Annotated in this window: 10 protein-coding genes; 9 read left to right on the top strand and 1 reads right to left on the bottom strand. The window is 70.4% G+C overall.

Annotation, left to right across the window (positions count from 1 at the left end; all coding sequences use genetic code 11):
• Nucleotides 1–81 precede the first annotated feature (81 nt).
• From M8J73_RS30315 to M8J73_RS30305, 3 genes are all read left to right on the top strand, one after another.
• Nucleotides 82–2,379 (top strand): HelD family protein, encoded by a 2,298-nt coding sequence (locus M8J73_RS30315; RefSeq protein ID WP_055537785.1) that lies wholly within the window; start codon nucleotides 82–84, stop codon nucleotides 2,377–2,379.
• Between the two features lie 329 nt (nucleotides 2,380–2,708).
• Nucleotides 2,709–4,124 carry an NAD-dependent malic enzyme gene (locus M8J73_RS30310; RefSeq protein WP_055537784.1) on the top strand — a complete coding sequence of 472 codons (1,416 nt, stop codon included), beginning with the start codon at nucleotides 2,709–2,711 and terminating at the stop codon, nucleotides 4,122–4,124.
• A gap of 318 nt (nucleotides 4,125–4,442) precedes the next feature.
• Nucleotides 4,443–4,724: an HU family DNA-binding protein gene (locus M8J73_RS30305; protein WP_055512725.1), complete on the top strand. Its 282-nt coding sequence runs from the start codon at nucleotides 4,443–4,445 to the stop codon at nucleotides 4,722–4,724.
• A 587-nt stretch (nucleotides 4,725–5,311) separates the two neighbouring features.
• On the opposite strand, the gene murA is transcribed toward M8J73_RS30305, so the two are convergent.
• A complete protein-coding gene (murA, locus tag M8J73_RS30300) occupies nucleotides 5,312–6,658 on the bottom strand; it encodes a UDP-N-acetylglucosamine 1-carboxyvinyltransferase (protein WP_055537783.1) in 1,347 nt (448 codons plus the stop codon).
• A 312-nt stretch (nucleotides 6,659–6,970) separates the two neighbouring features.
• Here murA and M8J73_RS30295 point away from each other — a divergent pair, with 312 nt between their 5' ends.
• From M8J73_RS30295 to M8J73_RS30270, 6 genes are all read left to right on the top strand, one after another.
• Nucleotides 6,971–7,543, top strand: coding sequence for a YqgE/AlgH family protein (locus tag M8J73_RS30295; protein WP_055512729.1), 573 nt, complete (start codon nucleotides 6,971–6,973; stop codon nucleotides 7,541–7,543).
• Nucleotides 7,544–7,572: 29 nt separating this feature from the next.
• Nucleotides 7,573–7,857, top strand: a complete 285-nt coding sequence (locus M8J73_RS30290) for a DUF3039 domain-containing protein (RefSeq protein WP_079054731.1) — start codon at nucleotides 7,573–7,575, stop codon at nucleotides 7,855–7,857.
• A gap of 455 nt (nucleotides 7,858–8,312) precedes the next feature.
• A complete protein-coding gene (locus M8J73_RS30285) occupies nucleotides 8,313–9,614 on the top strand; it encodes an extracellular solute-binding protein (RefSeq protein ID WP_055537781.1) in 1,302 nt (433 codons plus the stop codon).
• A 41-nt stretch (nucleotides 9,615–9,655) separates the two neighbouring features.
• Nucleotides 9,656–10,576 (top strand): carbohydrate ABC transporter permease, encoded by a 921-nt coding sequence (locus M8J73_RS30280; protein WP_240501107.1) that lies wholly within the window; start codon nucleotides 9,656–9,658, stop codon nucleotides 10,574–10,576.
• Nucleotides 10,573–11,424 carry a carbohydrate ABC transporter permease gene (locus M8J73_RS30275; RefSeq protein ID WP_055537780.1) on the top strand — a complete coding sequence of 284 codons (852 nt, stop codon included), beginning with the start codon at nucleotides 10,573–10,575 and terminating at the stop codon, nucleotides 11,422–11,424. The genes M8J73_RS30280 and M8J73_RS30275 overlap by 4 nt, the downstream gene beginning before the upstream one ends.
• Nucleotides 11,425–11,434: 10 nt before the next feature.
• Entirely contained in the window at nucleotides 11,435–13,069 is a 1,635-nt protein-coding gene (locus M8J73_RS30270; RefSeq protein WP_055537779.1) for a beta-N-acetylhexosaminidase, read from the top strand.
• Nucleotides 13,070–13,273: the final 204 nt, after the last annotated feature.

Below are 13,273 nucleotides of genomic sequence, written 5' to 3'. Positions count from 1 at the left end.
GCGCGGGGCACCGGCTGTTCCCCCCGGGGGCTACCGTCGCGTACGGTGGACGGCTGCCCAGCACGTCAGAAGGGGGCCCGGGTGGCCGCTCAGGTTCAGCAGGTAACGCTCGACTCCGCTCACGACTCCGTCCGTGAGCGGGAGATCGGCGTGGAACAGGAACATCTGGACCGGGTGTACCGGCGTCTCGAGGAGAAGATCCACGAGGCGGAGTTCCTGATGAACGACGCGGCAAAGCGCGGCCAGGTCGGCACCCCGGGCGCGCTCGCCGAACGGGACGCCCAGGTCTTCCGCGCGGGTATCCATCTGAACCGGCTGAACAACGAGTTCGAGGACTTCCTCTTCGGCCGTATCGACCTCCTCCTCGGCAAGGACGGCAAGAAGGGCCCGGACGGCGCGTACACCGCCGTCGAGCCCGCCGAGGGCGCGGTCCGCCCCGACAACACCGCCGACATCGCCGAGACCCTGCACATCGGCCGCATCGGCGTCCTCGACTCCGAGTACGCGCCGCTGGTCATCGACTGGCGGGCCCCCGCAGCCGCCCCCTTCTACCGCTCGACCCCGGTCGACCCCGGCCGGGTCGTCCGCCGCCGGGTCATCCGTTCCAAGGGCCGCAAGGTGCTCGGCGTGGAGGACGACCTGATGCGCCCCGAGCTGACGGCGCGCCTCGACGGCCACGAGCTGCCCGTCATCGGTGACGGAGCCCTCATGGCCGCCCTCGGCCAGGCCCGCAGCCACACCATGCGGGACATCGTCGCCTCCATCCAGGCCGAGCAGGACCTGGTGATCCGCGCCCCCGCCGCCTCCGTGACCTACGTGGAGGGCGGGCCCGGCACCGGCAAGACGGCCGTCGCCCTGCACCGCGCCGCGTACCTCCTCTACCAGGACCGGCGCCGGTACGCGGGCGGCATCCTCATCGTCTCCCCGACCCCGCTGCTTGTGGCGTACACCGAGGGCGTCCTGCCCTCGCTCGGCGAGGAGGGCCAGGTCGCCATCCGCGCCATCGGCTCCCTCGTCGACGGCGCCGAGGCCACCCTGTACGACTCCCCGGCCGTGGCCCGCGCCAAGGGCTCGTACCGCATGCTCAAGGTGCTGCGGAAGGCCGCCCGGGGCGCGCTGGAGCGGAGCGACGCGCCCACCCGGCTGCGTGTCGTCGCCTTCGGCCGGCGGCTGGAGCTGGAGGCCGAGGAACTGGACCGCGTCCGCCGCAACGCGCTCGGCGGCACCGCCCCCGTCAACCTGCTGCGGCCCCGCGCCCGCAAGCTCCTGCTCGACGCCCTGTGGGACCGGTCGGGCGCCGCGGGACGGCACACGGACCCCGAACTCGCCGCCGAGCTCCGCTCCTCCTTCGACGAGGACATCACGAGCGAGGACGACTTCATCGCCTTCCTCGACGCCTGGTGGCCCGAGCTGACGCCCCGCGCGGTCCTCACCGCCATGGCCGACGAGCGCCGCCTCGGCCGCTGGGCCCGGCGCATCCTCAACCCAGGCGAGGTCCGCCGGGTCGCCCGGTCCCTCAAGCGGGACGGCCTCTCCGTCCACGACGTCGCCATGCTCGACGAGCTCCAGGCGATCCTGGGCATGCCCGCCCGCCCCCGCAAGAAGCGCGAACTCGACCCGCTCGACCAGCTCACGGGCCTGGAGGAGCTGATGCCGGTGCGCGAGGAGACCCAGCGCGAGCGCGCCGAGCGGCTGGCCCAGGAACGCACCGAGTACGCGCACATCATCGTCGACGAGGCGCAGGACCTGACCCCGATGCAGTGGCGCATGGTGGGCCGCCGCGGCCGGCACGCCACCTGGACGGTCGTGGGCGACCCCGCCCAGTCCTCCTGGTCCGACCCGGACGAGGCGGCCGAGGCCCGCGACGAGGCGCTGGGCACCCGCCCGCGCCGCCGCTTCACCCTCACCGTCAACTACCGCAACCCGGCCGAGATCGCCGAACTGGCGGCGAAGGTGCTGGCGCTGGCGATGCCGGGCTCCCAGTCCCCGTCCGCGGTCCGCTCCACCGGCGTCGAGCCCCGCTTCGTCACCGCCCAGCGCGACACCCTGGCCCGCACGGTCCGCGCGGAGGCCGCGCGGCTGCTGGACCTCGTCGACGGGACGGTCGGCGTGGTCGTCGCGATGAACCGCCGCGAGGAGGCCGCGCGCTGGCTGGCCGGCCTCGGCGACCGCGTCGTCGCCCTCGGCAGCCTGGAGGCGAAGGGCCTGGAGTACGACGCGACGGTGGTCGTCTCCCCGGCGGAGATCGCCGACGAGTCCCCGGCGGGCCTGCGGGTCCTGTACGTGGCCCTGACGAGGGCGACCCAGCAACTGACGGTCGTCTCGGCGGAGAGGGACGACCCCGACGCGAACGGCGTACCGGATCTGCTGCGCGACTGACGCTGGAACCACCCGCACCCGCCGACGCATCGTCAACTCCCAGAACGTCGGGGCGCCTGTTAGCCTGGGTGGTGGCACCGGCTCGATCCAAGCCCCCGGGCCCAACCTTCGTCGCTCAGAGCGACCACTTGCCGCGAGGCGAGCATGGCGGGTCGGTGCCACTTGGACACCAGTAGTACGCGAGAGGCCCACGTCCCTGTGACGTGGGCCTCTTTCCGTTGAGAACAAAACGTTCACAATCCCACCGGGCTAACGCCTACTCGGTGGTAGGTGCGACGATCGGACGGCAAAACGCACCAACGCAGTAGCGAAAGCAGAGGAAGTCGGCCATGGCAACGGCGCCCAGCGTCTCCTACTCGATGACGGTCCGCCTGGAGGTGCCCGCGAGCGGAACCGCGGTCTCCCAGCTCACCGGAGCCGTCGAGTCCCACGGAGGCTCGGTGACCGGCCTCGACGTGACCGCCTCCGGCCACGAGAAGCTCCGTATCGACGTCACCATCGCGGCGACCTCCACCGCGCACGCCGACGAGATCGTCGAGCAGCTCCGCGGCATCGAGGGCGTGACGCTCGGCAAGGTCTCCGACCGTACGTTCCTGATGCACCTCGGCGGCAAGATCGAGATGGCGTCGAAGCACCCCATCCGCAACCGTGACGACCTCTCGATGATCTACACGCCGGGTGTGGCCCGCGTCTGCATGGCGATCGCCGAGAACCCCGAGGACGCCCGCCGCCTCACCATCAAGCGCAACTCCGTTGCGGTCGTGACGGACGGCTCGGCCGTCCTCGGCCTCGGCAACATCGGCCCCAAGGCCGCGCTGCCCGTCATGGAGGGCAAGGCGGCCCTCTTCAAGCGGTTCGCCGGCATCGACGCCTGGCCGCTCTGCCTCGACACCCAGGACACCGACGCGATCGTCGAGATCGTCAAGGCGATCGCCCCCGGCTTCGCGGGCATCAACCTGGAGGACATCTCCGCGCCCCGCTGCTTCGAGATCGAGGCCCGGCTGCGCGAGGCCCTCGACATCCCCGTCTTCCACGACGACCAGCACGGCACCGCGATCGTCGTGCTCGCCGCCCTCACCAACGCACTTCGCGTGGCGGGCAAGGGAATCGGCGACATCCGCGTCGTCATGTCGGGCGCCGGCGCGGCCGGTACGGCCATCCTGAAGCTGCTCATCGCCGCCGGTGTGAAGAACGCCGTCGTCGCCGACATCCACGGTGTCGTGCACTGCGACCGCGCGGACCTGGTCGACGCCGCCGCCGACTCCCCGCTGCGCTGGATCGCCGACAACACCAACCCCGAGGGCCTCACCGGCACGTTGAAGGAGGCCGTGCGCGACGCGGACGTCTTCATCGGCGTCTCCGCCCCGAACGTCCTCGACGGCGACGACGTGGCCGCCATGGCCGACAACGCGATCGTGTTCGCGCTCGCGAACCCGGACCCCGAGGTCGACCCCGCGGTGGCCCGTCAGACGGCGGCCGTCGTGGCCACCGGCCGCTCCGACTTCCCGAACCAGATCAACAACGTGCTGGTCTTCCCGGGTGTCTTCCGCGGTCTCCTCGACGCCCAGTCCCGCACCGTCAACACGGAGATGATGATCGCCGCCGCGAAGGCCCTCGCGGACGTCGTCACCGAGGACGAGCTGAACGCGAACTACATCATCCCGAGCGTCTTCAACGACAAGGTCGCGGGAGCGGTCGCCGGCGCGGTCCGCGAGGCCGCGAAGGCCGCCGGCGCCACCGCCTGACCCCGGTCACGGGTGGCCCGACAGCGGCTCCGGCCGTACTGTGACAGTCACCACGATAGGCCCGGATCCCGGCGCGTCGCGGGGGTCCGGGCCGTACGTACGCCTAGGGTGGCGGCCAGTCCGCCGTCGTGGCGGGCCGAGCGGGACCGGCGTGGACATGGCGCTTTTCGTGTGACTCCCATGGGTGTTCGTGTGACTCCCATGGGTGCCGGATTGGCTTTCCCGCCGCAGGTGAGTGCAGGATGCGTCCCTGGGCGCGAGGGTCTGACGACGGACCCGGGTCCGCCTCAACGGCAAGAAGAACACGGGAGTAACAACATGAACCGCAGTGAGCTGGTGGCCGCGCTGGCCGACCGCGCCGAGGTGACCCGCAAGGACGCCGACGCCGTGCTGGCCGCGTTCGCCGACGTCGTCGGTGACATCGTCTCCAAGGGCGACGAGAAGGTCACCATCCCCGGTTTCCTGACCTTCGAGCGCACCCACCGTGCCGCTCGCACCGCGCGTAACCCGCAGACCGGCGACCCGATCCAGATCCCCGCCGGCTACAGCGTCAAGGTCTCCGCGGGCAGCAAGCTCAAGGAAGCCGCCAAGGGCAAGTGATCCCGCCGCCCGTATGCCGCACGGCGGCGTACGAGGCCCGGTAACGCCAGTGGGGCGGCCTCCCGACACCGGGAGACCGCCCCACAGGCGTTTTTCGGGCGACGCCTCAGCCCGACGAGCGGCACGTCAGCCCCACGGGCGGCGCGTCAGCCGAGGGCCTTGCCCGGGAGTTCCACCTTCGCGCCGAGCTCCATGAGCTTTTCCATGCTGTGTCCGTCCGGGGGACGACCCCCGGACCCCCGGCAGGGAGCGGCGCTGCTGTGCGGCGGTGGTGGAGCCGCTCGGCCGCAGCGTCAGCCGAGGGCCTTGCCCGGGAGTTCCACCTTCGCGCCGAGCTCCATGAGCTTCTCCATGCGGTGTCCGTCCGGGGGACGACCCCCGGACCCCCGGCAGGGAGCGGCGCTGCTGTGCGGCGGTGGTGGAGCCGCTCGGCAGCAGTGTCAGCCGAGGGCCTTGCCCGGCAGTTCCACCTTGGCGCCGAGCTCCATGAGCTTCTCCATGCTGTGTCCGTCCGGGGGCCGACCCCCGGACCCCCGGCAGGGAGCGGTGCTGCCGTGCGGTGGTGGTGGGGCCGCTCGGTCGCAGCGTCAGCCGAGGGCCTTGCCCGGGAGTTCCACCTTCGCGCCGAGCTCCATGAGCTTCTCCATGAAGTTCTCGTAGCCGCGGTTGATGAGGTCGATGCCGTGGACGCGGGACGTGCCCTGGGCGGCGAGGGCCGCGATCAGGTACGAGAAGCCGCCGCGGAGGTCGGGGATGACCAGGTCGGCGCCCTGGAGCTTCGTCGGGCCCGACACGACCGCGGAGTGCAGGAAGTTCCGCTGGCCGAAGCGGCAGTCGGAGCCGCCGAGGCACTCGCGGTAGAGCTGGATGTGCGCGCCCATCTGGTTCAGCGCGGACGTGAAGCCCAGCCGGGACTCGTAGACCGTCTCGTGGATGATCGACAGGCCCGTGGCCTGCGTCAGAGCCACCACCAGCGGCTGCTGCCAGTCGGTCTGGAAACCGGGGTGGACGTCCGTCTCCAGGGCGATCGACTTCAGCTGGCCGCCGGGGTGCCAGAAGCGTATGCCCTCGTCGTCGATCTCGAACGCGCCACCCACCTTCCGGTAGGTGTTCAGGAACGTCATCATGGAACGCTGCTGGGCGCCCCGGACGTAGATGTCACCCTCCGTCGCCAGCGCGGCGGACGCCCAGGAGGCGGCCTCCAGACGGTCCGGGAGGGCCTTGTGGGTGTAGCCGCCGAGCGAGTCCACACCGGTGATGCGGATCGTGCGGTCGGTGTCCATCGCGATGATGGAGCCCATCTTCTGCAGGACGCAGATGAGGTCCTCGATCTCCGGCTCGATCGCCGCGTTCGACAGCTCCGTCACGCCCTCCGCGAGGACGGCCGTGAGCAGCACCTGCTCGGTCGCGCCGACCGACGGGTACGGCAGCCGGATCTTCGTACCGCGCAGCCGCCGCGGGGCCTCCAGGTACTGGCCGTCCTCCCGCTTCTCGATCTTCGCGCCGAACTGCCGCAGCACCTCGAAGTGGAAGTCGATGGGCCGACCACCGATGTCGCAGCCGCCGAGACCGGGGATGAAGGCGTGGCCGATCCGGTGCAGCAGCGGACCACAGAACAGGATCGGGATGCGCGAGGAGCCCGCGTGGGCGTCGATGTCGGCGACGTTCGCGCTCTCCACGTTCGTCGGGTCCATCACCAGCTCACCCGGTTCGTCCCCCGGGCGGACCGTGACGCCGTGCAGCTGGAGCAGCCCGCGCACCACCCGCACGTCGCGGATGTCGGGGACGTTGCGCAGCCGGCTCGGACCACTGCCGAGCAGCGCGGCGACCATGGCCTTGGGTACGAGGTTCTTCGCACCGCGGACACGGATCTCGCCACTGAGCGGGGTGCCGCCGTGTACAAGCAGTACGTCGTCAGAGCCGTTGACGGTCATGAATCTCGCGTTCCGTGGAGTAGGGCAGAGGGCGTTACGGCGTGGGGGGCCGACCGGTTTTCCCGTTGTGCGGGAGCCGTTTCGGCGTGGGCCGGAAGGGCTAGCGTAAACGCCGCCCACCCCCCTTCCGTAAGCCCGCGTACTTCTCAGACACGTCATGAGTTCGCCACAACACGAACCGTCCGCGGCCGGGCACATGGGGTCACCGAAACGGCTGTGCGCGGGGTCCGCACCGGTGCGCCCTGAGCTGCGTTCACTCCGCTCCCGGGATTGGCTCCCCGCGCGCGGGCAGGATGCGGGATCATGTCTGGCATGACCGAGGTGTCCTCGCTCACAGGGCGGCTGCTCGTGGCCACGCCCGCCCTGGCGGACCCGAACTTCGACCGCGCTGTGGTGCTGCTCCTCGACCACGACGAGGAGGGCTCGCTCGGGGTGGTCCTCAACCGCCCCACCCCGGTGGACGTCGGAGACATCCTGGAGGGCTGGGCGGAACTCGCCGGCGAACCCGGGGTCGTCTTCCAGGGCGGCCCGGTGTCCCTGGACTCGGCGCTCGGCGTCGCCGTGATACCCGGCGGCGGCCCCGTCGACCGGGCCCCGCTCGGCTGGCGGCGCGTCCACGGCGCGATCGGGCTCGTCGACCTGGAGGCCCCGCCGGAGCTCCTCGCCTCGGCGCTCGGCTCGCTGCGGATCTTCGCCGGCTACGCGGGCTGGGGCCCCGGCCAGTTGGAGGACGAACTGGTCGAGGGCGCCTGGTACGTCGTCGAGTCGGAACCCGGCGACGTGTCGTCCCCCTCGCCCGAACGGCTCTGGCGGGAGGTGCTGCGCCGCCAGCGCAGCGAACTCGCGATGGTGGCCACGTACCCCGACGACCCTTCGCTCAACTGATGCGTGCGGGCCCCAGTACCCTTGGCGGCATGAGCACTCTTGAGCCCGAGCGCGGTACTGGTACGGGGACCCTCGTCGAGCCGACGCCGCAGGTGTCGCACGGCGATGGTGACCACGAGCGCTTCGCCCACTACGTCCAGAAGGACAAGATCATGGCGAGCGCGCTCGACGGCACGCCCGTCGTGGCGTTGTGCGGGAAGGTGTGGGTACCGGGGCGCGACCCGAAGAAGTACCCCGTGTGCCCCATGTGCAAGGAGATCTTCGACTCGCTCGGTGCGGGTGGCGGGGACGACGAGGGCGGCGGCAAGAAGTAGCGGCCGGATCATGTGACCGCGGTGCCCCGGAAGCGGGTACCGCGGTCTTTGCTGCGCCGGACGCCTCATGGCTCGGGGGTGCGCGGTTCGTTGGCGGGTGCGGGTGCGTCGTGGCTTGTCGCGCAGTTCCCCGCGCCCCTGAAAAGCGACCGGGGCTGCGCCCCGTGCTTTTCAACGGGCGCTCCTCCGATCGCAAGGGCGCCGTGGGATGAAGGCCGGGCCGCCAGGCCCATGCCTTCAGGGGCGCGGGGAACTGCGCGAGAAACCACGAACCACCCGCAGTCGCCGACGAACATGCACCCCCGAGCCATCAGGCGCCCTCTCTTGGTCACAACTGGTCGAGACCTCTTGTGGTCATGTTCATGTACTCCATAGCCTCCGGTGTGTTGTGTAGAGCAAAACGCCCGTTGCAGAGAATGCAACACTCCGCACCCCCCTCCGGAGGACCACGCGCCATGAAGCTCGCCGCCCGACTCGTCGCCCCCATGGCGGCCCTCGCTCTCGCGGGGCTCACCGCCTGCGCCCCCGGGACGTCCGACAACTCGTCCGCCGCGAAGGACGACAGGACCGGCACCCTGCGGCTCTGGCTCTTCCGGGAGGTGAGCAACGAGCCGAAGGAACAGGTCGTCGACAAGGTCGTCGCCGCCTTCGAGAAGGCGCACGAGGGCGCGAAGGTCAAGGTCGAGTACATCCCCGTCGAGACCCGCGCGGAACGCATGAAGGCCGCCTTCAACGACCCGAAGAGCGCCCCCGACGTCATCGAGTACGGCAACACGGACACCGCCGGCTACGTCAAGGACGGCGGACTCGCCGACGTCACCACGGAGTTCAACGGCTGGGCCGACTCCAAGGACTCCGACCCCACCGCCAGGACCTCCGTCACCGTCGACGGCAAGGTCTACGGCGCCCCCTTCTTCGTGGGCGTCCGCGCCCTGTACTACCGCACGGACGTCTTCGACGAACTCGGCCTGGAGCCCCCGAGGACCCTGGACGAGCTGACGACCGCCGCCCAGCGGATCCGCGCGGCCCGGCCCGAGCTGTACGGCCTCGTCGTCGGCGGCGCATACACCTACGGCGCGATGCCCTTCGTCTGGGCCAACGGTGGCGAGATAGCCGAGGGCCGGGGCGGCTCGTACGCCTCCACCATCGACAGCGCCGCCGCCCGCAAGGGCATCGAGGCGTACACCTCGCTGTTCGGTGACGACAACTGCCCCGCCGCCAAGTGCGCGGGCATGGGCGGCAACGACACGGTCACCGCGTTCGCCGCGGGCAAGGCCGGCATGGCCATCGGGGGTGACTTCAGCCACGCCGCCGTGGAGGCCGGGAAGGTCAAGGGCAAGTACGCGGTCGTACCGCTCCCCGGGGTGAAGTCCGGTTCGGTGGCGCCGGCGTTCGCGGGCGGCAACAACATCGGCGTACTCAAAAGCACCACGCACCGCACGCTCGCCGTCGACCTCATGAAGCGGCTCGCGTCCAAGCGGACCCAGGGCGCGCTCTTCGACGCGATGGGCTTCCTGCCGACGTACACCGACGTCCGGGCCGAGGCGGCGAAGAAGGAGCCGTTCATCGAGCCGTTCGTGAAGACGCTGTCCTCGGGGACCAGGTTCGTGCCGGTCTCGCCCGCGTGGGCCCGGATCGACGCGTCGCTCGTGCTGCCGACGATGTTCCAGGAGGTCGTCAGCGGCAAGAAGGACGTGGACGAGGCGTCCGAGGACGCGGCGGACCGGATGAACGACGCGTTCAGCTCCGTCGGGTGACGCCGGTGCCCACCAGCCCGGGTGGCACGGTGCGTTCGCGGGTGCGAGGCGGTCCTACCGTCCCGTACCCCCGTGCCCGCCCGCGGCGCGCCGCGGCCTGGACTCCCTGGCTCTATCTCGCCCCCGCGCTCGTCGTGCTCGGCGCGCTGCTCGTGTATCCCGTCGGCCAGCTCGGTCTGATCTCCCTGCTGGAGTACACCCAGGCGCAGGTCAGCGGCGGCGAGCCGACCTCCTTCCGGGGGATCGGGAACTACGCCGAACTCTTCTCGGACGCCCAGTTCTGGCAGGTGCTGCTGGCCACCGTCGGCTTCGCCGCGGCCTGTGTGGTGTCCACGCTGGCCGTCGGCTGCGCCCTGGCCGTGCTGCTGACCCGGGTGCGGGCCGTGCCGCGGCTGGCGCTGATGCTGGCCGCGCTGGGCGCGTGGGCGACCCCGGCGGTCACCGGCTCGACGGTGTGGCTGCTGCTGTTCGACCCCGACTTCGGCCCCGTCAACCGGGTGCTCGGGCTGGGCGACCACTCCTGGACGTACGGGCGGTACAGCGCCTTCTTCCTCGTCCTGCTGGAAGTGGTGTGGTGCTCCTTCCCGTTCGTGATGGTGACGGTCTACGCGGGCATCCGGGCCGTCCCGTCCGAGGTCCTGGAGGCGGCGGCCCTCGACGGGGCCTCGCAGTGGCGGATCTGGCGGTCGGTGCTCGCCCCGATGCTCCGCCCGATCCTCGTCGTCGTCACCATTCAGTCGATCATCTGGGACTTCAAGGTCTTCACCCAGATCTATGTGATGACGGGCGGCGGCGGTATCGCCGGCCAGAACCTCGTACTGAACGTGTACGCCTACCAAAAGGCGTTCGCCGCCTCCGAGTACAGCCTCGGCTCGGCGATCGGCGTGGTGATGCTGGTGATTCTGCTGGCGATCACCCTGGTGTATTTGCGGCTGCTCCGCGGACAGGGGGAGGAGCTGTGAACGCGACGGGATTCCGGCGGCGGCCGAGGCGGCCCCGGCGGCTCGCCGCGGAGGCGTCCGCGCTGGTCATCGCGGCCGTGGTCGCGTTCCCGCTGTACTGGATGGTGTTGAGCGCGGTCAGACCGGCGGGGGAGATCGAGTCGGCCGAGCCCCGGCCCTGGACCCTCGCGCCGACACTCGATTCCTTCCGCCGGGTCCTCGGACAGCAGGAATTCGGCCGTTACTTCCTCAACAGCCTTGTCGTCGCCTGCACCGTGGTGATCGCCTCCGCGCTGATCGCGTTTCTCGCGGCGACGGCGGTGACCCGATTCCGCTTCCGTTTCCGGACCACCTTGTTGATCATGTTCTTGATCGCCCAGATGGTGCCCGTGGAGGCGCTCACCATCCCCTTGTTCTTCCTGATGCGGGACGCCGGTCAACTCAACACCCTGGGGGCCCTGATCCTGCCCCACATCGCCTTCTCCCTGCCCTTCGCGATCTGGATGCTGAGGGGCTTCGTGAAGGCCGTACCGGAGTCCCTGGAGGAGGCCGCCCAGCTCGACGGGGCGAGCCGTTCCCGATTCCTGTGGCAGATCCTTTTCCCGCTCGTCCTGCCGGGCTTGGTCGCCACCAGCGTCTTCTCCTTCATCTCGACCTGGAACGACTTCCTGTTCGCCAAGTCCTTCATCATCAGCGACACCTCCCGGTCGACGTTGCCGATGGCGCTGCTCGTCTTCTTCAAGCCGGAAGAACCCGACTGGGGCGGTGTGATGGCGGCGTCCACGGTGATGACGATTCCGGTGCTGGTCTTCTTCGTACTCGTCCAGCGACGGCTGGTCTCCGGACTGGGCGGAGCGGTCAAGGAGTGAAAGGAGTGACATGACGGAACCCGACGGAACGGACCTGATTCCGGCGCCACGACGCCTCGTACGGAACGGCTCCGGCCGCGGGCGGCTGGACGAGGGGACCCGGCTGGTGGCCGGCCCCGGCACCGAGGGCGTCGCACGCTGGCTGCGGGCGACGGTCGGCGCGGCGACCGGATACGCCCTCACCGCCGGCGGCGGCGAGTCCGTCTGCCGGCTCGTGCTGAGCATCGAGCCGGGCCTGCCCTCGGAGGGGTATCGCGTGGTCACCGGCGGTGCCGACCATCTCATCCAGGGCGGTAGCGCGGCAGGCGTGTTCTGGGGCGCGCAGACCTTCCGGCAACTGCTCGGGCCCGACGCCCACAGGCGGGCACCCCTGCGGCCCGGCCAGGACCGGGACCTCCCGGAGGTCACCGTGGAGGACGCCCCCCGCTTCGCCTGGCGCGGCCTCATGCTCGACGTCGCCCGGCACTTCCTGCCCAAGGACCAGGTGCTGCGTTATCTGGATCTGATGGCCGCGCACAAACTGAACGTCCTCCACTTCCACTTGACGGACGACCAGGGTTGGCGGATCGAGATCGAGCGATACCCGAGACTGACGGAGGTCGGTTCCTGGCGGGCCCGTACGAAATTCGGTCATAGGGCGTCACCGCTGTGGGAGGAGAAGCCGCACGGCGGTCACTACACACGCGACGACCTCCGCGAGATCGTCGCCTACGCCGCCGAACGGCATATCACCGTGGTCCCCGAGATCGACATCCCGGGACACAGCCAGGCCGCGATCGCCGCGTATCCGGAACTGGGCAACACCGATGTCGTCGACACGGCCTCCCTCACCGTCTGGGACACCTGGGGCATCAACGAAAACGTCCTCGCCCCCACGGACCACACCCTGCGCTTCTACGAAGGGGTCCTGGAGGAAGTCCTGGAACTCTTTCCCTCGACGTTCGTGCACATCGGCGGCGACGAGTGCGTCAAGGACCAGTGGAAGCGGTCGGCGACCGCGCAGGCGCGCATCCGGGAGTTCGGACTCACGGACGAGGAGGGCCTGCAGTCGTGGTTCGTCCGGCACTTCGACAACTGGCTGACGGCGCGCGGGCGTCGCCTGATCGGATGGGACGAAATCCTGCAGGGCGGCCTCGCGCCGGGTGCGGCCGTGTCGTCCTGGCGGGGCTACGCGGGCGGCGTCACGGCGGCCCGCGCGGGCCACGACGTGGTCATGTGCCCCGAGCAGCACGTGTACCTGGACCACCGTCAGCACGACGGCCCCGACGAACCGGTCCCGATCGGCTATGTGCGCACCCTGGAGGACGTCTTCCGGTTCGAGCCGGTTCCACCGGAGTTGACGCCCGAGGAGGCGCGGCATGTGCTGGGCACCCAGGCCAATGTGTGGACCGAGGTGATGGAGGACCCCGCGCGCGTCGACTACCAGGCGTTCCCGCGGCTCGCGGCCTTCGCCGAGGTGGCCTGGAGCAGGCTGCCCGCGCCCGCCGAACGGGACTTCGCCGACTTCGAACGGCGGATGACCTCCCACTATCGCCGACTTGACGCCCTGGGGGTCGGTTATCGGCCGCCCGGCGGACCCCGCCCGTGGCAGCGGCGCCCCGGCGTGCTCGGACGCCCGATCGAAGGGGTGCCCCCGAACGTGTGAGGCGGCGGCGCACCCGCGCGTCCGAAAGGCGATGCCCCGTGACGCGGCCCCCACCAGGAGGAAGAGGCGCAAGAATCACCGAAAGTCAGCAAAAAGAACCTGCGGGAGATCACGTACCAAAACGGACCATCCCTGGGGTGAGGTGGGCGAATGCCTCCTAGCGGACCCCCGCGTTCGGGCCTCGCGAGAATGTGCCAGAGTTGC

The organism is Streptomyces neyagawaensis (genome assembly GCF_023516595.1).
GTDB classification, from domain to species: Bacteria; Actinomycetota; Actinomycetes; order Streptomycetales; family Streptomycetaceae; genus Streptomyces; species Streptomyces neyagawaensis.
This window is presented reverse-complemented; position numbering and strand designations above follow the sequence as displayed.

Bases quoted from the DNA above. Each gene is read 5' to 3' on its own strand.
- M8J73_RS30310 (WP_055537784.1), top strand. From the start codon at position 2,709: ATGGCAACGGCGCCCAGCGTCTCCTACTCGATGACGGTCCGCCTGGAG.
- M8J73_RS30305 (WP_055512725.1), top strand. From the start codon at position 4,443: ATGAACCGCAGTGAGCTGGTGGCCGCGCTGGCCGACCGCGCCGAGGTG.
- murA (WP_055537783.1), bottom strand. From the start codon at position 6,658: ATGACCGTCAACGGCTCTGACGACGTACTGCTTGTACACGGCGGCACC.
- M8J73_RS30295 (WP_055512729.1), top strand. From the start codon at position 6,971: ATGACCGAGGTGTCCTCGCTCACAGGGCGGCTGCTCGTGGCCACGCCC.
- M8J73_RS30290 (WP_079054731.1), top strand. From the start codon at position 7,573: ATGAGCACTCTTGAGCCCGAGCGCGGTACTGGTACGGGGACCCTCGTC.
- M8J73_RS30285 (WP_055537781.1), top strand. From the start codon at position 8,313: ATGAAGCTCGCCGCCCGACTCGTCGCCCCCATGGCGGCCCTCGCTCTC.
- M8J73_RS30270 (WP_055537779.1), top strand. From the start codon at position 11,435: ATGACGGAACCCGACGGAACGGACCTGATTCCGGCGCCACGACGCCTC.